Source organism: Streptomyces sp. NPDC002536 (assembly GCF_053594995.1).
In genome coordinates this window covers 1-19,918 of the sequence record NZ_JBSFWU010000032.1, presented here as the reverse complement: position 1 = coordinate 19,918, position 19,918 = coordinate 1, and the positions used below count along the sequence as shown (strand labels likewise).

Annotated in this window: 20 protein-coding genes and 1 tRNA gene; 9 read left to right on the top strand and 12 right to left on the bottom strand. The window is 72.3% G+C overall.

Annotated features, from left to right (window positions below):
* Positions 1–39: 39 nt before the first annotated feature.
* Positions 40–309 (top strand): hypothetical protein, encoded by a 270-nt coding sequence (locus tag ACWD4B_RS14640; RefSeq protein WP_451421057.1) that lies wholly within the window; start codon positions 40–42, stop codon positions 307–309.
* On the opposite strand, the gene ACWD4B_RS14635 is transcribed toward ACWD4B_RS14640, so the two are convergent.
* Together ACWD4B_RS14635 and ACWD4B_RS14630 are read right to left on the bottom strand one after the other, a co-directional pair.
* Positions 295–882 carry an RDD family protein gene (locus ACWD4B_RS14635; protein WP_451421056.1) on the bottom strand — a complete coding sequence of 196 codons (588 nt, stop codon included), beginning with the start codon at positions 880–882 and terminating at the stop codon, positions 295–297. The genes ACWD4B_RS14640 and ACWD4B_RS14635 overlap by 15 nt on opposite strands.
* Positions 883–1,084: 202 nt before the next feature.
* The gene (locus tag ACWD4B_RS14630; RefSeq protein WP_451421055.1) at positions 1,085–2,413 is read right to left on the bottom strand and encodes an RDD family protein; all 1,329 of its coding nucleotides are present in this window, start codon (positions 2,411–2,413) and stop codon (positions 1,085–1,087) included.
* 288 nt (positions 2,414–2,701) lie between these two features.
* Here ACWD4B_RS14630 and ACWD4B_RS14625 point away from each other — a divergent pair, with 288 nt between their 5' ends.
* Entirely contained in the window at positions 2,702–3,121 is a 420-nt protein-coding gene (locus ACWD4B_RS14625) for an SsgA family sporulation/cell division regulator (RefSeq protein ID WP_451421054.1), read from the top strand.
* 114 nt (positions 3,122–3,235) lie between these two features.
* On the opposite strand, the gene ACWD4B_RS14620 is transcribed toward ACWD4B_RS14625, so the two are convergent.
* Both ACWD4B_RS14620 and hppD read right to left on the bottom strand, forming a co-directional pair.
* On the bottom strand, positions 3,236–4,609 hold the full coding sequence (locus tag ACWD4B_RS14620) for an FAD-binding oxidoreductase (protein WP_451421053.1): 1,374 nt from the start codon (positions 4,607–4,609) through the stop codon (positions 3,236–3,238).
* Between the two features lie 84 nt (positions 4,610–4,693).
* Positions 4,694–5,836, bottom strand: a complete 1,143-nt coding sequence (hppD, locus tag ACWD4B_RS14615; RefSeq protein WP_451421052.1) for a 4-hydroxyphenylpyruvate dioxygenase — start codon at positions 5,834–5,836, stop codon at positions 4,694–4,696.
* Between the two features lie 124 nt (positions 5,837–5,960).
* Between hppD and ACWD4B_RS14610 the strand changes: the two genes are divergently transcribed.
* The 5 genes from ACWD4B_RS14610 (at position 5,961) to ACWD4B_RS14590 (ending at position 10,252) form a co-directional block, all read left to right on the top strand.
* Positions 5,961–6,425 (top strand): Lrp/AsnC family transcriptional regulator, encoded by a 465-nt coding sequence (locus ACWD4B_RS14610; RefSeq protein ID WP_336413238.1) that lies wholly within the window; start codon positions 5,961–5,963, stop codon positions 6,423–6,425.
* 30 nt (positions 6,426–6,455) lie between these two features.
* On the top strand, positions 6,456–7,103 hold the full coding sequence (locus ACWD4B_RS14605; RefSeq protein ID WP_451421051.1) for an ABC transporter permease: 648 nt from the start codon (positions 6,456–6,458) through the stop codon (positions 7,101–7,103).
* Positions 7,096–8,340 carry an ABC transporter ATP-binding protein gene (locus ACWD4B_RS14600; RefSeq protein ID WP_451421050.1) on the top strand — a complete coding sequence of 415 codons (1,245 nt, stop codon included), beginning with the start codon at positions 7,096–7,098 and terminating at the stop codon, positions 8,338–8,340. Before ACWD4B_RS14605 ends, ACWD4B_RS14600 begins: the two co-directional genes overlap by 8 nt.
* On the top strand, positions 8,337–9,218 hold the full coding sequence (locus ACWD4B_RS14595; protein WP_451421049.1) for an ABC transporter permease: 882 nt from the start codon (positions 8,337–8,339) through the stop codon (positions 9,216–9,218). Before ACWD4B_RS14600 ends, ACWD4B_RS14595 begins: the two co-directional genes overlap by 4 nt.
* A gap of 62 nt (positions 9,219–9,280) precedes the next feature.
* The gene (locus ACWD4B_RS14590; RefSeq protein WP_451421097.1) at positions 9,281–10,252 is read left to right on the top strand and encodes a glycine betaine ABC transporter substrate-binding protein; all 972 of its coding nucleotides are present in this window, start codon (positions 9,281–9,283) and stop codon (positions 10,250–10,252) included.
* A gap of 57 nt (positions 10,253–10,309) precedes the next feature.
* On the opposite strand, the gene ACWD4B_RS14585 is transcribed toward ACWD4B_RS14590, so the two are convergent.
* From ACWD4B_RS14585 to ACWD4B_RS14555, 7 genes are all read right to left on the bottom strand, one after another.
* On the bottom strand, positions 10,310–11,098 hold the full coding sequence (locus ACWD4B_RS14585) for a YlbL family protein (RefSeq protein WP_451421048.1): 789 nt from the start codon (positions 11,096–11,098) through the stop codon (positions 10,310–10,312).
* Between the two features lie 22 nt (positions 11,099–11,120).
* A complete protein-coding gene (locus tag ACWD4B_RS14580; RefSeq protein WP_336413233.1) occupies positions 11,121–11,762 on the bottom strand; it encodes a helix-turn-helix domain-containing protein in 642 nt (213 codons plus the stop codon).
* A gap of 300 nt (positions 11,763–12,062) precedes the next feature.
* Positions 12,063–13,850 carry a DEAD/DEAH box helicase gene (locus ACWD4B_RS14575; RefSeq protein ID WP_336413232.1) on the bottom strand — a complete coding sequence of 596 codons (1,788 nt, stop codon included), beginning with the start codon at positions 13,848–13,850 and terminating at the stop codon, positions 12,063–12,065.
* Positions 13,851–13,965: 115 nt separating this feature from the next.
* Positions 13,966–15,390, bottom strand: coding sequence for an MFS transporter (locus ACWD4B_RS14570; RefSeq protein ID WP_451421047.1), 1,425 nt, complete (start codon positions 15,388–15,390; stop codon positions 13,966–13,968).
* Positions 15,391–15,542: 152 nt separating this feature from the next.
* A complete protein-coding gene (locus tag ACWD4B_RS14565; RefSeq protein ID WP_451421046.1) occupies positions 15,543–16,598 on the bottom strand; it encodes a YeiH family protein in 1,056 nt (351 codons plus the stop codon).
* 8 nt (positions 16,599–16,606) lie between these two features.
* A complete protein-coding gene (locus tag ACWD4B_RS14560; RefSeq protein ID WP_336413227.1) occupies positions 16,607–17,161 on the bottom strand; it encodes a cysteine dioxygenase family protein in 555 nt (184 codons plus the stop codon).
* A 109-nt stretch (positions 17,162–17,270) separates the two neighbouring features.
* A complete protein-coding gene (locus tag ACWD4B_RS14555) occupies positions 17,271–18,176 on the bottom strand; it encodes a LysR family transcriptional regulator (RefSeq protein WP_336413226.1) in 906 nt (301 codons plus the stop codon).
* Between the two features lie 185 nt (positions 18,177–18,361).
* On the opposite strand from ACWD4B_RS14555, the gene ACWD4B_RS14550 reads away from it, so the two are divergent.
* A tRNA-Cys gene (locus ACWD4B_RS14550) sits at positions 18,362–18,436 on the top strand.
* Between the two features lie 25 nt (positions 18,437–18,461).
* On the opposite strand, the gene ACWD4B_RS14545 is transcribed toward ACWD4B_RS14550, so the two are convergent.
* Positions 18,462–19,319, bottom strand: a complete 858-nt coding sequence (locus ACWD4B_RS14545) for a maleylpyruvate isomerase N-terminal domain-containing protein (RefSeq protein WP_451421045.1) — start codon at positions 19,317–19,319, stop codon at positions 18,462–18,464.
* Between the two features lie 84 nt (positions 19,320–19,403).
* Here ACWD4B_RS14545 and ACWD4B_RS14540 point away from each other — a divergent pair, with 84 nt between their 5' ends.
* Positions 19,404–19,784, top strand: coding sequence for a VOC family protein (locus tag ACWD4B_RS14540; protein ID WP_336413224.1), 381 nt, complete (start codon positions 19,404–19,406; stop codon positions 19,782–19,784).
* Positions 19,785–19,918: the final 134 nt, after the last annotated feature.

The window sequence follows — 19,918 nt, the reverse complement described above, 5'->3', positions numbered from 1 at the left end:
CTCGTCGTCCCTGTCGATGTCTTGAGGACGGATACCGCCATGCAGCGTCCGACTCCTGCACAGATCGCTTACGGCTCGGCCACCGTGGTCTTCTCGTCCCTCGTCATGCTGCTGCTGTCCCAGGCGCGCTCGGGGTTCGGTGCCGCGGTCATCGCCCTGACGGCCCTGGCCCTCGGGCTCCTTGCCGCCTTCGCCGTCGCGGCACCGCCACGCCGCCGGCATACGCGGACCGCCGTCCGGATCCCCGGACAGCGGAGGCCCACGCGTACTGCGGCCGCCCCCACGGTCCGCCAGTCACTGCACGGTTGACACCACGACGGTCTTCGCCGCCTTGTCGTGGATGCACTGGTGGTACGGCTTGTCCCACGTACACCACAGCACGTTGACCAGCCAGAACACGGTGCCGCAACAGGGCACGACCTCCGGCAGGTTGTAGACCGCCGCACGCGTCCAGCCGACGCTGCCCGCCGGGACGGCACCGTTCTCCAGCACCGCGACGCGGATCTTCATCGCCATCTTGCCGACCGTCTGCCCACGCGTGGTCAGCATCAGGCCCTCGTACACGAAGTAGACGACGGAGATGAGGATGCCCAGCCCGGTGGACTTGGCGTTGTCCCGCCAGGGGTCCCAGCCCCAGGTCGCCGCGGAGAAGATCGCGCTGACCGGGATGCTGACGATCAGGCCGTCGATGATGCGCGCGATCAGCCGTCTGAAGCGGCTCGCCAGCGGCGGCATTCCGGCCAGCGGGTCGGCTGCGCCGTACTCGTTGCCGTAGGGGCTGCCGGGGCCGCCGTAGGGCGGCACGCTGCCCGACCCCGGGTACGGCGGCTCGGACGGCCGCTTCTGGAACGGGTCGTCTTCCCGCGGCTGATCGGTGCTCATGGCCCGAGTAGAACCCGGGCCGCCGGCTTCCGCATCCGCCGCGCGCCGTTCGGGTCGGCGGTCCTGCGGCTGCGGGCCGTCTGTGGTTGATCGCGCAGTTCCCCGCGCCCCTTCGGGGCGCGCCGACGAGCCGACCGTGCCCCGTAAGGGGCGCGGGGAACTGCGCGACCAGCCCCCACCGGCCCGCAGATGACGTATGGGCTCAGCTCTTCGCCGAGGCCACGAACGTGTGCGCCGCCTTGTCGTGCCAGCACTGGCGCCACGGGCGGTCGAACACGCACCACAGGACGTTCAGCACGCCGATGCCGAGCACGCCCAGGACCGCGTTGACCAGCCAGCGCCGCAGCGCCGTGCCGAACGAGGCCTTGTCGTGCGACTCGATGTCCAGCACCCGCACCCCGCACAGCTTCTTGCCCAGCGTGCGCCCCCACAGGGCGGTCGGCAGCGCCTCGTAGAGCACGCCGCCGACGAGCAGGACCGCCAGCACGATGCCGAGGTACGTGCCGGTCGTGCCGTCGAGCAGCCAGACCGTCACCGTCTGGCCGGACTGCCGGGCGCGCTCCACCTTGGCGTCGATGTGCTCGACGGACTTGTCCCACAGCGGCGCCGCGACGGCGCCCACGGCCGAGCCGAGCACGGCCCAGTCGATCAGCCGTGCGCCCAGGCGGCGGCCGAGCGGGGCGGGCCGGCCCTGCTGCTGCGCGGCCATCGCGGCGAAGATGTCGTCCGCGGGCGGCGGCTTCCACGGCCCCGGCTCCCCCGCGGCGAGCCGGTGCACCTGCTGCGCCCAGCCGACCGGGGCCGTGGGCGGGACGGACTGCTGCTGCTCCCGGACCGGCACCGCGGCCGAGGAGGGGCGGAGCACGGGCGGCGGGCTCTCCTGCCGCCGGGCGGGGACGGCGGCGGGCGCCTGGGCCGGCACGACGGGCGGCTCCTGCGTGCGCTGGTCCGGCCGGGCCTGCGGAGCCGCCGCGATCTGCGGGGTCGTGGGCAGCGGTTCGGGCCCGCCCGGGAGCGGCGCGGGCGGGCCGCCGGGGGCGGCGCCGTGCGGCTTGGGACGCAGCCCGAGCGAGGCACCGGCCCCGGACTCCGCCGGTTCCGCGGGCAGCCGGGGGTCGCGGGCGCGGGGGACCTCCGGGACGGCGCCGGGCGTGCCGCCCCAGGAGACGCGGCGGTCCGCATCGCCGCCGAAGCCTTCCTGCCGGGCCGCGTCCGCGCGCCAGGCGATGCCCCCGGCGCCCTCCGCCGGCTCCGGCTCCTCGTCCAGGAACACCGGACCCGTCTCCTCCGCCGTCGGCTGCCGCGGCGTGGGCGGGACGGGCGCGGCGAGCGCGGGCGCCTGGGCCGCGGCCATCCCGGCCACCCCGGCGGGCGCCGCCGGCATCGGCTCCCCCTCGGAGGGCGCGGGCCGGCTGGTGCCGGGCACCCAGGCGGTACCGCTCCAGTAACGGATATATCCGGGAATGGAGGGGTCGGGGTAGTACCCGCGGACGGGGTGACTGTCGGCGGATCCCGAGGGAGGTGCGCTCATGGTCTCCGGTGTCCCGTATCTGTTCGGTCCGTACTGTGAACTCAATGCGCAAAAGGCAACCCGCAGCGCAGCCAACAGGTCTACCAGAAGTCCCCACTCCTGTGGCCGTCCCGGGAGCGGGACCACTCACACGTGCGACTGGAGGACGCCCGGATCCATGCTGCGACGTCATGGTGAGAAGTCAGGGTGAAAAGTCGCGTCATGACGTGGGGCCGATGCGCTCTCCCCGGTGCGGGCCCACGCCGAAGGGCCACGCGTCGAGGGAAGCCGAGCAGAGAGGGCGCACTCATGCACACCGTGGTGGAACGCGAGCTGGACATCGACCTGATGCTGTCACCGGAGCACAGCATTCCCGTGCCGGCCCGGCTGACGTACTGCGCGGACGATCCGTACGCCGTGCGCATCACCTTCCACATCACCTCACTCGCGCCGGTGACATGGACGTTCGCGCGCGACCTGCTGGTGGACGGGGTCTTCCGTCCGACCGGGGAAGGGGACGTGCGGGTGTGGCCCGCGCGGGCCGGGGGACGCACGGTGGTGTGCCTGGGGCTGACGTCGCCGGAGGGCGAGGCGGTGGTGCTCGCGCAGGCGAACGTTGTCACGGGGTGGCTGGAGCGCACGATGCGGGTTGTTCCGCCTGGGGCGGAGGCCGAGTTGCTGGGGCTGGACGAGGGGCTGCGGGTTTTGCTGACCGCCGAGTCCGGGTGACGGGTCCGTTGCCGGGGCTCCGCCCCGGACCCCGTTTCCGCCCGCCCTCCCACCCGATTGCCCCGAACGTCATGGCGTTCGGGGCAATCGGGCCGGTGGGCAAGCCCGGGTGGGTCAGGTGTCCAGCACCTTGCCCGGGTTCAGCAGCCCCAGCGGGTCGAAGACCGCCTTGATGCCGCGCTGCATCTCCAGGCCCACCGGGCCCAGTTCCTTCGCCAGCCATTCCTTCTTCAGCAGGCCCACCCCGTGCTCGCCCGTGATCGTGCCGCCCAACTCCAGGCCCAGGGCCATGATTTCGTCGAAAGACTCCCGTGCGCGCCGTGCCTCGTCCGCGTCGGCCGGGTCGAAGCAGACCACCGGGTGGGTGTTGCCGTCGCCCGCGTGGGCGCACACGCCGATGGTCAGGCCGTGCCGCTCCGCGACGGCCGCCGTGCCCTCCAGCATCTCCGCCAGGCGGGACCGCGGGACGCACACGTCGTCGATCATCGTGGCCGGGCGGAGCGTCTCCAGGGCCGGCAGCGACATGCGGCGCGCCTGCAGCAGCAGGTCCGACTCGGCCGCGTCCTCGGCGGGGACGACCTCCGTCGCCCCCGCATCGCGGCACAGTTCCGCCACCGCGGCCAGGTCCGGGCCGGGGTCGGGGGTGTCGAAGGCGGCGAGCAGCAGTGCCTCCGTGCTCTCCGGAAGGCCCATCCGGGCCATGGAGTTGACCGCCCGCACCGTGGTGCCGTCCATCAGCTCCAGCAGCGACGGCGCGTGCCCGCGCCGCATGATGCGGCACACCGCCTCGCACGCCGCCGCGACCGACGGGAACTCCGCCGCCAGCGCCAACTGCTGCGGCGGCTCGGGCTTGAGCGCCAGGACGGCCCGTACGACCACGCCGAGGCTGCCCTCGGAACCGACGAACAGGCGCGTCAGGTCGTAGCCCGCAACGCCCTTGGCCGTCCTGCGGCCGGTCTTCAGCAGCCGGCCGTCCGCGAGGACGACGTCCAGGCCCAGTACGTACTCGGCGGTGACGCCGTACTTGACGCAGCACAGCCCGCCGGACGCCGTGCCGATGTTGCCGCCGATGGTGCACTGCTCCCAACTCGACGGGTCCGGCGGGTAGTAGAGGCCCTGTTCGGCGACCGCGCGCGACAGGACGGCGTTGACCACGCCCGGCTCCACGACGGCGACCCGGTCGACCGGATCGATCTCGACGATCCGGTCCATCTTCACCAGCGACAGCACGATGCACCCGTCCAGCGCATTGGCCGCGCCGGACAGACCTGTCCGGGCGCCCTGCGGCACGACCGGCACGCGCAGTGCCGTCGCGGTGCGCATCACGTGCTGCACCTGCTCCACGGTCCGCGGCAGCACCACGGCACCGGGCACCCCGGCGACACAGAAGCTCGCCATGTCGGCGGCGTAGGAGCGCATGACGTCGGGGTCGGTGAGCAGCGCGTCGGCGGGGAGCCCGTCCAGCAGCCGGTCGATCAGATCAGCCATGGGACCACCCTGCCACTACGCACCGCGCCCCGTAAGGGGCGCGGGGAACTGCGCGATCAGCCACAGACGGCCCGCAGCCGAAGGTCAGAGATTGCCCCGCTTCTCCTGCTCCCTCTCAATGGCCTCGAAGAGCGCCTTGAAGTTGCCCTTGCCGAAGCCCATCGAGCCGTGCCGCTCGATCATCTCGAAGAAGACCGTCGGACGGTCCTGCACCGGCTTGGTGAAGATCTGCAGCAGGTAGCCGTCCTCGTCGCGGTCGACGAGGATCTTCAGCTCGCGCAGCGTCTCGACGGGCACGCGGGTCTCGCCGGCCCACTCGCCGAGCGTGTCGTAGTACGTGTCGGGGGTGTCGAGGAACTGCACCCCGGCCGCGCGCATGGCGCGCACGGTGGCGACGATGTCGTTCGTGGCCAGGGCGATGTGCTGCACGCCGGGGCCGTTGTAGAACTCCAGGTACTCGTCGATCTGGGACTTCTTCTTGGCGATCGCCGGCTCGTTGAGCGGGAACTTCACCTTGCGGGTGCCGTCCGCGACGACCTTCGACATGAGTGCGGAGTACTCGGTGGCGATGTCGTCGCCCACGAACTCCTTCATGTTGGTGAAGCCCATGACGTTGTTGTAGAAGCCGACCCACTCGTCCATCTTGCCGAGCTCGACGTTGCCGACACAGTGGTCGATCGCCTGGAACCGGCGCGGGCCGGGCTCGACGATCGGCGCGGCGGCGACGAAGCCGGGCAGGTACGGGCCGGTGTAGTCGGAGCGCTCGACCAGGGTGTGGCGGGTCTTGCCGTAGGTGGCGATGGAGGCGAGGACGACCGTGCCGTGCTCGTCCTTGATCTCCTGCGGCTCCTGCAGGCCCGTCGCCCCGTGCTCGACGGCGTAGGCGTACGCGGCCCGCGCGTCCGGCACCTCTATGGCGAGGTCCACGACGCCGTCGCCGTGCTCGGCGACGTGGGCGGCGAGGAAGCGGCCGCGCTCGCTGACGGGCTTGATGACGGTGGTGAGGACGAACCGCGCGCTGCCCGACTCCAGGACGTAACTCGCCGTCTCCCGGCTGCCGTTCTCCGGTCCGGAGTAAGCGACCAGCTTCATGCCGAACGCGACGGAGTAGTAGTGCGCGGCCTGCTTGGCGTTGCCGACGGCGAAGACCACCGCGTCCATCCCCTTGACCGGGAAGGGGTCGGCCTGCCGTGCGGTGTGCGGGGTGTGATCCGTGGTCTGAGTCATGGCCGCAGGGTCCCTCCGAACCGCAAGGTGCGCAATAGTTTGCGGATTCTCTGGGCATGTTGCCCACCGGTGTCCGAGAGGCTCCGGACGTTCTGTACAGGCTGCACAGGAGAGGCGGAGAACCGTGATCGATCGTTTGGACGGCAGGCTGATCGAGCTGCTCGCCGAGGAGCCGCGGATAGGGGTGCTGGAGGCCTCCCGGCGGCTGGGCGTGGCGCGCGGCACGGTGCAGGCGCGGCTGGACCGGCTGCAGTCGCAGGGGGTGATCCGGGGTTTCGGGCCGGACGTGGACCCGGCGGCGCTGGGCTACCCGGTGACCGCGTTCGCCACCCTGGAGATCAAGCAGGGCCAGGGCGCGGACGTCCGCGAGCACCTGGCGACCGTCCCCGAGGTGCTGGAGCTGCACACCACGACCGGGCACGGGGACATGCTGTGCCGTCTGGTGGCCCGCTCGAATGCCGACCTCCAGCGGGTGATCGACCGGGTTGTGGGCTTTGATGGGATCGTGCGGGCCTCCACGGCGATCGTCATGGAGAATCCGGTTCCGCTGAGGATCATCCCGCTGGTCAAGCAGGCGTCCGAGGACTGATCACGGTCCCCCCACGGGTAGGAGTGGCGGGTGAGCTTCTGGGAGTACGTCGGCAGCCGCCACGCCCAGCTCTTGGCGGACACTTTTCAGCACGCCAGCGCGGTGTTCCAGTGCATGGTCGTCGCCACGCTCGCCGGGGTCGCGATCGGCGTGGCGACGTACCGCAGCGAGTGGGCCGGCAACCTCGCCATCACCGTCTGCGCGACGCTCCTCACCGTCCCCTCCCTCGCCCTGCTCGGCCTGCTGATCCCCGTCACGGGCCTGGGGGTGGCGCCCACGGTCACGGCGCTGGTGCTCTACGGGCTGCTGCCGATCGTCCGCAACGCGATCGTGGGCCTGCGCGGGGTGGACCCGGCGCTGGTGGACGCGGCGAAGGGGATCGGGATGTCGCGCACGGCCCGGCTGTTCCGGGTGGAACTGCCGCTCGCCTGGCCGCCGATCCTCACCGGGATCCGGGTCTCCACGCAGATGCTGATGGGCATCGCCGCGATCGCCGCCTACGCCTCGGGCCCGGGCCTGGGGAACGAGATCTTCCGCGGCATCTCCTCGCTGGGCAGCGCCAACGCGCTCAACCAGGTGCTCGCCGGAACGCTGGGGATCATCGTGCTGGCCCTGCTCTTCGACGCCGCCTACATCCTCATAGGACGGCTGACCGTGCCGAGGGGGATCCGTGCCTGAAACGCGCGATGCGCCGCCCGCCCGTGCCACCACAGGGGCCACGATCCGGCTGGAGAACCTCACCAAGCGCTACTCGGGCACCCCCGTCCCCGCCGTCGAGAACGTCAGCCTGGAGATCGGGGCCGGGGAGACCGTCGTCTTCGTGGGTCCGTCGGGCTGCGGCAAGTCCACCACCCTGAAGATGATCAACCGGCTGATCGAGCCCACCTCCGGCCGGATCCGCATCGACGACGAGGACGTCACCGGCATCGACCCGGTGAAGCTGCGGCGCAAGGTCGGCTACGCCATCCAGTCCTCCGGGCTGTTCCCGCACATGACCGTCGCGCAGAACATCGCCCTCGTGCCGCGCATGGTCGGCTGGCCCAAGTCCCGTATCCGCAACCGGGTGGAGGAGATGCTCGACCTGGTGGGCCTGGACCCCGGCGAGTTCCACGGCCGCTACCCCCGGCAGCTCTCCGGTGGCCAGCAGCAGCGGGTGGGCGTGGCACGGGCGCTGGCCGCCGACCCGCCCGTGCTGCTGATGGACGAGCCCTTCGGCGCCGTCGACCCGATCACCCGCGACCACCTGCAGGACGAACTGATCCGGCTGCAGCACGAGTTGCACAAGACGATCGTCTTCGTCACGCACGACTTCGACGAGGCCATCAAGCTCGGCGACCGCATCGCGGTGCTCCGCGAGCGGTCGCAGATCGCCCAGTTCGACACCCCCGAGGCCATCCTCACCAACCCCGCCGACGACTTCGTCTCCGGGTTCGTCGGCGCGGGCGCCGCCCTCAAGCGCCTCAATCTCACCCGGGTCCGGGACGTGGGCGTCGTGGACTTCCCCACGGCCGGTGTCGACGACCCCCTGCAGTCCCTCTTCGACACCCTCCGCTCGGGCACCGCCAACGAACTGCTCCTGCTGGACCGGCACCACCGCCCCTACAAGTGGCTGCGCCGCGGCGACCTGATGCGCGCCAAGGGCTCGCTGGCCCGCGCGGGCACGCTCGTGCACGACACGGTCACGCGCGACGCGACGCTGCGCGACGCGCTGGAGGCGGTGCTCATCGACAACGCCGGGCGGGTGGCGGTGACGGGCAAGCGCGGACGGTACGAGGGCGTCGTCGACATGCAGACCCTCATGAACTCCGTCCACGAACTGCTGGAGGCGGACCGGCTGGAGGCCGTCGAGCACCAGCACGCGCTGGAGGAGCAGCGCGCGGAGCAGACCCGGCGGGAGCAGGAGGGCGACGCGTGAGCCCGGCGGATTCCCCGCCGCCGAAGGACGAACGGCCGCCGGGCGAACTGGAGGTGCGCGGGATCGTCTTCCGCGACGAGACGGAGGTCGCGGGGGCCGCGGGGGCCGCGGGGGCCGTGTCCGAACGCCCCGTCCCCGCGCGCCGGATCACCTGGCAGAAGCTCGTCGTCCTGCCGGCCGTGGTCGCGCTGATCCTGCTGGGCACCTGGCTGTGGTTCCGCGGGGCCCGGCTGGACTCCATCGCCCGCAACGCCATCGGGGGCGGCAACGTGTGGCTGCGGCTGGAGCAGCACGTCTACCTCACCGTCGTCTCCACCTTCTTCGTCCTGGTCATCGCGATCCCGCTGGGCGTCCTGCTCACCCGCCGGCCGCTGCGCGGCGCCGCGCCCATGGCCATGGCCGTCGCCAACATCGGGCAGGCGACGCCCGCGATCGGCCTGCTGGCGCTGCTGGTGATCTGGCTGGGCATCGGGACGAAGGCCGCGCTCATCGGCATCGTCGTCTACGCGGTGCTGCCCGTCCTCGCCAACACCGTCGCGGGGCTGCAGGCCATCGACCCGCTGCTGACGGAGGCCGCGCGCGGCATCGGGATGTCCCCGGTGGGCGTGCTGGGCAGGGTCGAACTCCCGCTGGCCGTACCGCTGATCCTCGCCGGGGTGCGCACCGCGCTCGTCCTCAACGTGGGCACCGCGACGCTCGCCTACTTCGGCGGGGGCGGCGGCCTGGGCGACCTGATCGCCTCCGGCATCACCAACCAGCGGATGCCGGTGCTGGTGCTGGGCTCGGTGCTGACGGTGGCGCTGGCCCTGCTCGTCGACTGGCTGGCGTCGCTGGCGGAGATGCTGCTGCGGCCGCGCGGCCTGGAGGGGGGTGACTGACCGTGGCCGGGGTGCTGGAGGCGGCGCACAACGCGGAGGTGGCCCGCGCCAAGCGGCGCGCGGTGGTGGCGACCCTGATCGCCGGGGTGCTGTTCCTGCCGGCGGCACTGCTCGGCGGCTGCGGGCTGACCAGCGGCTCGCCGCTGGTCGAGGAGGTCCGGCCGGGGTCGGTGGGGCAGGGCCTGCCGCTGAGGGGCGCGCACCTGACGGTGACGTCGAAGAACTTCAGCGAGAACATCGTCCTCGGCCAGATCATGGGCCTCGCCTTCCGCGCGGCGGGCGCGAGCGTACTGGACCGCACCAACATCCAGGGCTCGATCGGCGCCCGGGAGGCGGTGCGCTCGGGGGGTGCGGACGCGATGTACGAGTACACGGGCACCGCGTGGATCACCTACCTCGGCCACGACAAGCCGATCAAGGACCCGCACGAGCAGTGGCGCGCGGTCGCCGAGGCGGACGCGAAGAACGGCCTGGCGTGGCTGCCGCCCGCGGCGCTCGACAACACGTATGCGCTGGCACTGAACCGGGAGAACGAACGGCGGTACGGGACCCGGACGTTGTCGGACGTCGCGGCGCTCGCGGCGACGAACCCGGGAGCGGTGACACTGTGCGTGGAGAGCGAATTCGCCGCGCGTAACGACGGGTTGCCGGGGATGGCGAAGGCGTACGGGATGACGGTCCCGGCGTCGCGGGTGCAGAAGATGGACGGCGGCATCATCTACACCCAGGTGTCCGGGGGCCGTTCGTGCACGTACGGGGAGGTGTTCACGACGGACGGCCGGATCAAGGCGATGGACCTGGCCGTCATGGAGGACGACCGTCACTTCTTCCCGAACTACAACGCGGCGCCGGAACTCAACGCCAAGGCCCTGCGGGAGCATCCGGCGATCCGGGACGTGCTGGATCCGATCACGGCACGGCTGACGAACGAGGTGGCGCGGGAACTGAACGCGGAGGTGGATGTGCAGGGGCACGACCCACGGGAGGTGGCGCTGGGGTGGCTGGTGCGGGAGGGGTTTGTGCGGAGGGGGTGAGTGCGGGCCGTCCGTGGCTGGTCGCGCAGTTCCCCGCGCCCCTTACGGGGCACGGCCTCAGCAGCTCGGCACCGTCCCGCCGGAGGCAAGGGCCTTGAGCGACGCCACCGCATCCTTCAGCTCCGTCACCGGAATCAGCTGCATGCCCTTGGGCAGTTCCGCCTGCGCGTCGGTGCACTCCGCCTTGGGGACGAGGAAGACGGTCGCCCCGTCCCGCTTGGCAGCCTGCGTCTTCAGCGAGACGCCGCCGACCGCGCCCACGCTGCCGTCCGGATCGATCGTCCCGGTGCCCGCGATCGTCCGGCCGCCGGTGAGGTCTCCCCCGTTGCCGTTCCCGTTCAGCTTGTCGACGACGCCCAGCGCGAAGAGCAGGCCCGCGCTCGGGCCGCCGACGTCCGCCAGGCGCAGTTCGACCTTGACGTCCTTCGGCGACCGCTGCAGATAGCCCAGCGCCGCGGACACGGCCGCGTCCTGCGACTTCGCCATCTCCGCGAGGTTGTGCTGCTCGATCTGCCGGTCCGACTGACCGGACGGGTAGACGGCGTCGTGCGGCATGACGGCGCGGTCGGTGCGGAACCAGCCGTCGACCACGTCGCCGAGCATGACGTCGGCCTGCGGACCGGTGGCCATGATCGTGGTCATCCGCAGCTGCCCGCTCGTCGGCCGGCTCTCCGCCCCGCTGATGCTGATCACCGGCTTGTTCTTGTCGGAGCCCAGCACGTTCACCGTCGTCCCGGGCTGCGCGATCGCGAACGGCAGGGGCACGAACGCGGCCACCGCCAGCAGCGCGACCACGGGCGCGGCGCAGACGGCGAGGGTACGGGAGCGGCGGGACGGAGCAGACATACTGCGAATCTAGCAATCCCGCTCACCGCAGCGCGTCGGCCACCTCCTTCGCCGCCTCCATCACCCGCGCCCCGACCCGCTCGGGCACCGAGTCCGCGAGCATCACCACGCCGACGCTGCCCTCGATCCCGGTCACCCCGAGCAGCGGCGCGGCCGCGCCGCTCGCGCCCGCCTCCAGCTCGCCGTGGGTGAGCGCGTAGCCGGGGGAGTCGGCCTCGCCGCGGCGGGCGGCGAGGATGGCCCGGCCGGCCGCGCCGCGGTCGAGCGGGTGGCGGAAGCCGGCCCGGTAGGCCACGTGGTAGTCGGTCCAGGTCGGTTCGACGACGGCAACCGCCAGGGCCTCGGCCCCGTCGACGAGGGTCAGGTGGGCGGTGGCCCCGAGATCCTCGGCGAGGGCCCGCAGGGCGGGCAGGGCCGCTTCCCGCACCAGCGGGTGCACCTGCCGTCCGAGCCGCAGCACCCCGAGCCCGACCCGGGCCCGGCCGCCGAGGTCCCGGCGGACGAGGGCGTGCTGCTCCAGCGTGGCGAGCAGGCGGTAGACGACCGTGCGGTTGACCCCGAGCCGGGTGGAGAGCTCGGTGACGGTCAGGCCGTGGTCGGTGTCGGCGAGCAGTTTGAGGACGCGCAGTCCCCTGTCGAGCGTCTGCGAGGTCTCCGCGGTCACGACGCCCCCTCCTCCGATGAGTGGCGGCCGTCGATGCGGTGGGGTTGCGCCACCGGTCCCGTCCGGCAGCGCGCAAGGAGAGGCCGCCGGTTGCTGAGACGCACTGAGTACCGGCTGCGCTCCGCGGCGGCGCTGCCACGGGGCGTGCGTGACCGGACCGTAGCGCCGCCGGTCCGCTCTGCGGAAGAGTCTGCCCACAATCCGGTCATCCCGCAGGCGAATCACGAGTATCGGAGCCGGAGTTTCAGCATGCGGACACCGTGCGCGGGGCGCGCACGTCGGACGCGCCCCGCGCATGGGCTACTTCATGCGCGTGGCCCACTCCCGGACCTTGTCGATCCGCTCGGTCAGCTGGCCGGCCGTCGCCTCCGCGCTCGGCGGGCCGCCGCACACGCGGCGCAGCTCGGTGTGGATGACGCCGTGCGGCTTGCCGCTCTGGTGGACGTACGCGCCGACGAGCGTGTTCAACTGCTTGCGCAGCTCCAGCAGTTCCTTGTGCGTGACCACCGGCCGCCGCTCGGCGGGGATCTCCAGGAGGTCGGCCTGCTCGTCCGGCTTCCTGCGGCTGTGCGCGATCTGCCGCGCCTGCCGCTTCTGCAGCAGCAGCTGCACCTGGTCGGGCTCCAGGAGGCCGGGGATGCCGAGGTAGTCCATCTCCTCCTCGCTGCCCGGGTGCGCCTGCATGCCGAACTCGGCGCTGTTGAACAGGACGCGGTCGAAGACGGCGTCGGACTCCAGTGCCTCGAAGGGCAGCATGTCCTGCTCGCCGGTGTCCTCGTCCTCCTGCTTGTTCGCCTCGTCCATCTCCTTCTCGGACTCGGCGTACGGGTCCTCCTCCTCGCCGTCCTTCTTGGGCTTGTCGAGGACGTGGTCGCGCTCGACCTCCATCTCGTTGGCGAAGGAGAGCAGCATGGGGATGGTCGGCAGGAAGACGGACGCGGTCTCGCCGCGGCGCCGCGAACGCACGAAGCGGCCGACGGCCTGGGCGAAGAACAGCGGCGTGGAGATCGTCGTGGCGTAGACGCCGACCGCGAGGCGCGGCACGTCGACGCCCTCGGACACCATGCGGACGGCGACCATCCAGCGCGAGTCGCCGCCCGCGTAGTCGTCGATGCGCTGCGAGGCGCCGGAGTCGTCGGAGAGGACGACCGTCGGACCCTCGCCGGTGATCTCGCGCAGCAGCTTGGCGTAGGCGCGCGCCGAGTCCTGGTCGGAGGCGATGACGAGGGCGCCCGCGTCCGGGATGGACTTCCGCACTTCGGTCAGCCGCTGGTCGGCGGCGCGCAGCACGTTCGGCATCCAGTCGCCGCGCGGGTCCAGGGCGGTGCGCCACGCCTGCGAGACCGCGTCCTTGGTCATCGGCTCGCCGAGCCGGGCGGAGAGCTCGTCGCCCGCCTTGGTGCGCCAGCGCATGTTGCCGCTGTACGAGAGGAAGATGACGGGCCGGACGACGCCGTCGGAGAGGGCGTTGCCGTATCCGTACGTGTAGTCGGCGGAGGAGCGGCGGATGCCGTCGTTGCCCTCCTCGTATGTGACGAAGGGGATGGGGTTGGTGTCGGACCGGAAGGGCGTACCGGTCAGGCACAGCCGGCGGGTGGCCGGGTCGAAGGCCTCCAGGCAGGCTTCGCCCCAGGAGCGGGAGTCGCCGGCGTGGTGGATCTCGTCGAGGATGACGAGGGTCTTGCGCTGCTCGCACCGGTTGCGGTGCAGCATCGGCCGTACGCCGATGCCGGCGTAGGTGACGGCGACGCCGTGGTACTCGCGGCCCAGCGGGCCCGCGCTGTACTCCGGGTCGAGCTTGATCCCGACGCGGGCGGCGGCTTCCGCCCACTGCTTCTTCAGGTGCTCGGTGGGTGCGACCACCGTCACCTGCTGGACGACGTGGTGGTGCAGCAGCCACGAGGCGAGGGTCAGGGCGAAGGTGGTCTTCCCGGCGCCCGGGGTCGCGACGGCGAGGAAGTCCCGGGGCTGCGTCTGGATGTACTTGTCCATGGCGCCCTGCTGCCAGGCACGCAGCTTGTTGGCGGTACCCCAGGGGGCCCGGCCGGGGAAGGCGGGCGAGAGATGGTGATGTGTGGTGGTAGTCACGGTCTCCGTCGGCTGGGTCGGCGACAGGCAACCGCGACAGCCTACCGGGCCGTTCGGGGGGCCCGGAGGTGCCGCCCGGTGCGGCACCGTCCCCGGGCGGCACCCCCAGGGCCTCCTACCCCCGGGGCCGCAGCCTCGTACCGACCCACGCACCCGCCAGGGCACACGCCGCCGCCAAGGCGAAAACGGCCACGAACGCCCCGCCCGGCGCGGCAGCGCCCCCCGCCCCGGCGGACACCGACCCGCCCCCGAAGGAGACGAACAGCACACCCGCCACCCCCACCAGCACGATGCTGCCCAGCGCATCGGACACCTGCATCGAGGCCGAGTTGGTGCCCTCCTCCCCCTCCCGCGAGAGCCGCAGCAGCAGTACGCCGAGGCTGGACATCGTCAGGCCCATCCCGTACCCGGCGAGGATCCACGCGACGGCCACGCCCCACACCGGCACGGCGCCGGCCAGCACGGCGGGCACCACGCCGACGGCCACCGCCAGCAGGGCCATGCCCAGGCTCATCAGCCGTGCCCGGTACGGCTCCGCCGCGGGACGGCTCTGGGTGTACGAGCCCAGTGCCCACGTCAGCCCGCCGCCCGTCAGCGACATCCCGGCCAGCGTGGCCGACATGCCCCGCTCCGTCACGAGCATCAGCGGCACGAACCCTTCCGCGGCAAGGAACGAGCCCTGCGCGATGCCCCGCAGCAGAACCACCGCCGGCAGCCCCCGCGCGGCCCGGAACGTCCCGGCCGGCAGCAGCCGCAGCACGCACGGCACCAGCAGCAACAGCCCGGCGGCCGCGGGCAGCAGGGACCAGGGCCGCAGCTCCTGGCCCGCGTACTGCAGCAGCCCGGCGCCGGCCGCCACGGCGAGGGCCAGCAGGATCCGCCGCCGGTCCATCCGCTCCGTCCGCACCCCGGCCGGGACGCGCCGCAGGGCCGGCAGCATCACCACCAGCGGGGGCAGCACCAGCAGGGGGATGGCGAGGAACACCCAGCGCCACCCGAGCTGCTCGGTGACCGTGCCGGCCACCGCCGGGCCCACGATGACCGGGACCACCCACGCCGCCGAGAACGAGGCCATCACCGACGGGCGCAGCCGTTCCGGGTAGGCCCGCCCCACGACCACGTACAGCGCGACGATCACCAGCCCGGAACCGGCGCCCTGCACGGCGCGCGCCGCCACGAACATCCACATCTGCTGCGCCGCGCCGGCCCCGAGCAGGCCGGCGCCGAAGGCCCCGATGCCGGTGAAGAGGGGGGCCGGCGGTCCGGCGCGGTCGCACCACTCCCCCGACAGCGCCATGGCGAAGAGACTCGCCGTGAAGAAGGCGGTGAAGGCGAACGCGTACATCCCGATGCCGTCGAGCGCCCGCGCGGCGACCGGCATCGCGGTGTTGACCGCGCTCGCCTCGAAGGCGATCAGGGAGACGACGGAGATGATGCCGAGGGTGAGCGCCCGGTGACGGCGCCCGAGTATGCCTTCCGGCGCGTCGGGTGAGGGTATGCCGGACAGGGCCGGGGAGTCGGTGGAATCGGGAGCGGTCATGCCCTTCAGAGTAAGGAGCGCAAGGCGATTTCGCCCCTGTCACGGGAACCAATTCCCCTCCGCCTTCGGTCCTAGGGAGGCCGACCGCGGAGAGGGGCCCGGCACCGGCCGGGCCCCTCTCGTCTCGCCTCATCCCATCCCGTCCCGCAGCCTCACGTCGTCAGCAGGACACCGCCGTACGACACCCCGGCGATCACCACCCACGAGCACAGCCCCAGCGCCGCGACCCGCCCTCCGGTCCGTACCAGCGAGGGCAGGTGCACCGCGCTGCCGAGCCCGAACAGGGCGGCGGCGAGCAGCAGTTCCTGCACGTGCTGCGCACCGTCCAGGGCGGCTGCGGGCACCCAGCCGGTCGTCCGGACGACGACCATGGCGAGGAAGCCGAGCACGAAGAGCGGTACGAGCGCGGGCCGCTTGCCCTCCGCCGCGCCGGCGTCGACGTCGTACGCCCGCCTCCGGCGCACCGCGACGGCCACCGCCGCGACGAGCGGCGCCAGCAGCGCCACCCGCATCAGCTTGACGAGCACGGCCTCGCCGAGCGCCGCCGGCCCGGCGGTCTGCGCGGTGGCGACCACCTGTCCGACGTCGTGCACGCCCGCACCGACCCACCGCCCGAACTGCGCGTCGTCCAGCCCGAGCGGATGGTGCAGCAGCGGCAGGACGGCGATGGCGAGCGTGCCGCACAGCGTGACCAGGGCGACGGACGTCGCCACGTCCTCCTCGTCGCTGCCGGACACCTCGCTGACGGCGCCGATCGCGGAGGCCCCGCAGATCGAGTACCCGGTGGCGATCAGCAGCGGCTGGTCGCCGCGCAGCCCGAGCCGGCGGCCGAGCCACAGCGTCCCGAAGAACGTCGCCACGACGGTGACCAGCACCATGACCACGGTGGCCCAGCCGAGCCCGAGCACGTCGTCCAGGCTGAGCTTGAGGCCGAGCAGGACGACGCCGACGCGCATGAGCCGCTTGCCGGCCAGCGTCAGCCCGGGCCGCCCGGCGCCGCGCACCAGGGCCCGTACCCCGGGCAGGTGCGCGGCGGCGATGCCGAGCACGACGGCGACGGTGAGCATCGGGACGGCGGGCACGAGCCGGTGGACGCCCCAGGAGAGGGCGACGCCGGCGGCGGCCATGGCGAGGCCGGGCAGCTTGCCGGGTTTGCGCCCGGTGCCGGCGGAGGAGCGTGCCCGCTCCCGCGAAGAGATCAGTGTCATGTGTGCGGTCAGAGCTCGTGGGCCGGAAGGTCGTACACGCGGCGGACGCTCGATCCGAGCCGCGAGACGTCGGCCCCGTAGATGTGGACGGAGATGGCGGTGGACGAACCGGCGTTGCGCACCCGGTGGATGTCACCGGGCGGCGCGAAGCCGCACACGTCGCCCTGGGCGTTGACCACGTCCTCGGTCGCGACCAGCCGGGCGGTCAGGCCCTCCGGGACGAGGCGGTAGCGGCGCTCGCTCTCGGTGCCCTGGTGGACTCCGGTGACGCACCAGGAGACGTGGTCGTGGATACAGGTCTGCTGTCCGGGCATCCAGACGAGCGCGACGACGGAGAAGCTGCCGTCGGGTTCGGCGTGCAGGATGTGCTGGCGGTAGTGCTCGGGGTCGCCCTCGCACTGCTCCTCGGTCAGCAGATCGCCGGCGCCGAGGTGGGCCGCGAGCCGCTCACCGACGAGGTACGCCGTCGTGTCGGGCGGCAGTCCGCGGCCTACGGCCTCCCGGACGTCGCCGATGAGCTCGTCCAGGCGGGCTGTCGTCGGGGGTGCGGTAGGTGTGGTCATACGTGCAGAGTCGGGCGGCTTGATCCATCAGTCCAACGACAGTTCGTAGAGAGTATCCCAACGCCCGCTTATGGATCGGGGTGCGTTGTTCGAGCGGGCACAGGGTCCGCTAGCAGCCCACCCGCCGCGCGGCGACGGCCTTGAGCTCGTCCAGGACGAGCATGGTGGCCGGAATCCGGAGATGCTCGCGCAGTACATAGGCGGAGACCTGCCGGCGGGACGCGGGGTCGAGGGCCCGCCCGGTGATCTTGTCGTGGCGCAGGAAGGACAGCACGAGCCCCGGCATCATGGCCACGCCGAGCCCCTCGGCGACGAGCGACTGCACGACGAGGATGTCGTCCGTGGTGAAGGCGATGTCGGGCGCGAAGCCCTCTTCGGCGCACTCGTGGAGGAAGTTGGCGCGGCAGCGCAGGCACCCGGCTATCCAGCGCTCGTCCGCCAGCTCGGCGAGCTTGACCGCGCGGCGCCGGGCGAACGGATGCCCCGCGGGCAGCAGCACGGTCAGCTGGTCCTCCATGAGCGGTATCTCCACCAGCTCCTCGGGAACCTGTTCACGCAGGCCGGGATAGGTGAAGGCGAGCGTGATGTCGCACTCGCCGCGCACCAGCCGGCGCAGCGACTCGGGCGGCTCGCCCTCCAGCAGCTCGACCCGCACCCCCGGATGATCGGCGGCCAGCCGGGCGAGCGCCTCGGGCACGATGGTGGCGCCGGCGCTGGGAAACGCACAAACCCGCACCCGCCCGGCCCGCAGCCGCGTCAGCGAACTCATCTGCTGCTGCGCGGCGGTGAGGCTGTCCAGAATCGTCTCGGCGTGCCGCGCCATCGCCTCCCCGGCCTCGGTCAGCCGCATCCGCCGCCCGGCCCGGGTGAAGAGGGGCGTGCCGACGGCCCGTTCGAGCGCCTTCATCTGCTGGGTGATCGCGGGCTGCGTGTATCCGAGCGCGCGAGCGGCTGCGGAGTACGACCCCGTCGTGACCACCGCATGGAACGTCTTGATGTGCCGCGAGTCGAACACGCAGGAATCATAAGCGGAATTTGGGGGACGGGGGCGAGGACCGCCGGGTTGCTTCTGGATGATCGCCACGGCGCCCCGCCCTCCCGCCGTTCCGTGAACGGGGCATGTCGGCTGCGTGGCAGGCCCCGAGGCCCCGTTGAGCGGGCGCCCCCGGCGCCCTATGGTCGTGGACAGATGCACGAAACGGCCGTGTGCCCGAGTGGTTGAGGGGCTCGCCTGCAAAGCGAGTTACGTGGGTTCGATTCCCGCCACGGCCTCCATTCCCGTCCCATGCCCGTCCGTTGTTCACGGACCGGCGATGAGCCCGCGCAGGCGCAGGGCGAGCCACGGCCGGGGGCCGCCGGCCAGCATCCGGCCCCGGGTCATCTCCTTCCAGAGCGGTGAGCGGCGGAAGGCGGTCAGCAGGAAGGCGACCGGATCCGCCGAGATCCGGCAGTCGGAGCGGCGCGAGGGCGTCCCCTCGCGGGTCACCGTCATCGTCCCGTCCTCGACGGCGACCGCCAGCCGCGGCCCGCCGCGGACGGCGAGGTCGAAGGAGATGCGCACGCCTTGCGCCTTCGCCCGGTCCAGGGTGAGCGGCATCATCGTCGGCATCGACTGCCCGATGACCAGCCGTGCCGCGTCCGGCGCGATCGTCCAGGGGAGCCGGGCGCCGCGGGCGATGTCGCGCCCGTGGAGCAGGCTTTCGCTGAGCAGCAGCCCGGTCGCGGTGGCAAGCGTCAGGGTCACCTGCTGTCCGTACCAGGGCGTGGGTACGGGCCTCTCCGGCGCGAGCCCCTCGGTGACACGGAGGAACGTTTCACCGTGGTCGCGGACGAAGTCGCCGAGGTGTGCGCGTTCGTCCGCGCCGAAGAGCGAGACGGCCTTGGCGTTCACGGCTGTGATCCGCTCGGTCAACGAGCCGTCCTCGGGCGGAAGAACACTGTCCCAGTCGGCGAACTCGCCGGTGAAGGCGGAGCAGTAGGCGAGGTAGACGGCCCGGAGGTGGGCGCCGACGTCGCCCACTGTCCAGTCGGGGAGGCTGGACGGCACGGTCATATCACCGACGCCATCGAGCAGTTGGCCGAGCCGTCGGCACGTCTCGTGCAGCGCGGCGCGGGTCTTGTCGTGCTCGGCGACGGGGTCGAAGGCGAGGGCATCCACGGCCGGCAGGGTACTGCCGACGACCGCAACCGGCCATGGTCCCGACCGTTCTCGGCGGCCGCCCCCGGCCGTAGGGTGATGCGCATGTCTTCCCTCGTGCGTCACATCACCATCGACTGTGCCGACGCCCACCGCCTGGCCTCCTTCTGGGCCGAGGTCCTCGACGGCTCGCTCGCCGCCGACGACCACCCGGGCGACCCGGAGGCGACCGTCACCTCCGCAAGCGCGTCACTGCTGTTCATCACGGTGCCCGAGCGCAAGATCGTGAAGAACCGCGTGCACCTGGACCTGCAGCCGCAGGGCCGCACGCGTGACGAGGAGGTGGAGCGCCTGCTCGCCCTGGGGGCGACGATGGTGGACGACCTCCGCCGCCCGGACGGGACGGGGTGGGCGACCATGGCCGACATCGAGGGCAACGAGTTCTGCGTGGAACGGAGCGCGGCCGAACGGGAGCGCTGGCGCTAGGTCTGTCCGACGGGTCTTGCAGCGCCCCGTAAGGGGCGCGGGGAACTGCGCGATCAGCCACGACGCGCCCGCAGTCGAAGCTCCCGGGGCTTCGCCCCGGACCCTGGGGTCGTGCGTCCTGTTCCACCCACCGC

Bases quoted from the DNA above. Each gene is read 5' to 3' on its own strand.
- ACWD4B_RS14570 (WP_451421047.1), bottom strand. From the start codon at position 15,390: ATGACCGCTCCCGATTCCACCGACTCCCCGGCCCTGTCCGGCATACCC.
- ACWD4B_RS14625 (WP_451421054.1), top strand. From the start codon at position 2,702: ATGCACACCGTGGTGGAACGCGAGCTGGACATCGACCTGATGCTGTCA.
- hppD (WP_451421052.1), bottom strand. From the start codon at position 5,836: ATGACTCAGACCACGGATCACACCCCGCACACCGCACGGCAGGCCGAC.
- ACWD4B_RS14635 (WP_451421056.1), bottom strand. From the start codon at position 882: ATGAGCACCGATCAGCCGCGGGAAGACGACCCGTTCCAGAAGCGGCCG.
- ACWD4B_RS14540 (WP_336413224.1), top strand. From the start codon at position 19,404: ATGTCTTCCCTCGTGCGTCACATCACCATCGACTGTGCCGACGCCCAC.
- ACWD4B_RS14620 (WP_451421053.1), bottom strand. From the start codon at position 4,609: ATGGCTGATCTGATCGACCGGCTGCTGGACGGGCTCCCCGCCGACGCG.
- ACWD4B_RS14585 (WP_451421048.1), bottom strand. From the start codon at position 11,098: ATGTCTGCTCCGTCCCGCCGCTCCCGTACCCTCGCCGTCTGCGCCGCG.
- ACWD4B_RS14565 (WP_451421046.1), bottom strand. From the start codon at position 16,598: ATGACACTGATCTCTTCGCGGGAGCGGGCACGCTCCTCCGCCGGCACC.
- ACWD4B_RS14630 (WP_451421055.1), bottom strand. From the start codon at position 2,413: ATGAGCGCACCTCCCTCGGGATCCGCCGACAGTCACCCCGTCCGCGGG.
- ACWD4B_RS14640 (WP_451421057.1), top strand. From the start codon at position 40: ATGCAGCGTCCGACTCCTGCACAGATCGCTTACGGCTCGGCCACCGTG.
- ACWD4B_RS14560 (WP_336413227.1), bottom strand. From the start codon at position 17,161: ATGACCACACCTACCGCACCCCCGACGACAGCCCGCCTGGACGAGCTC.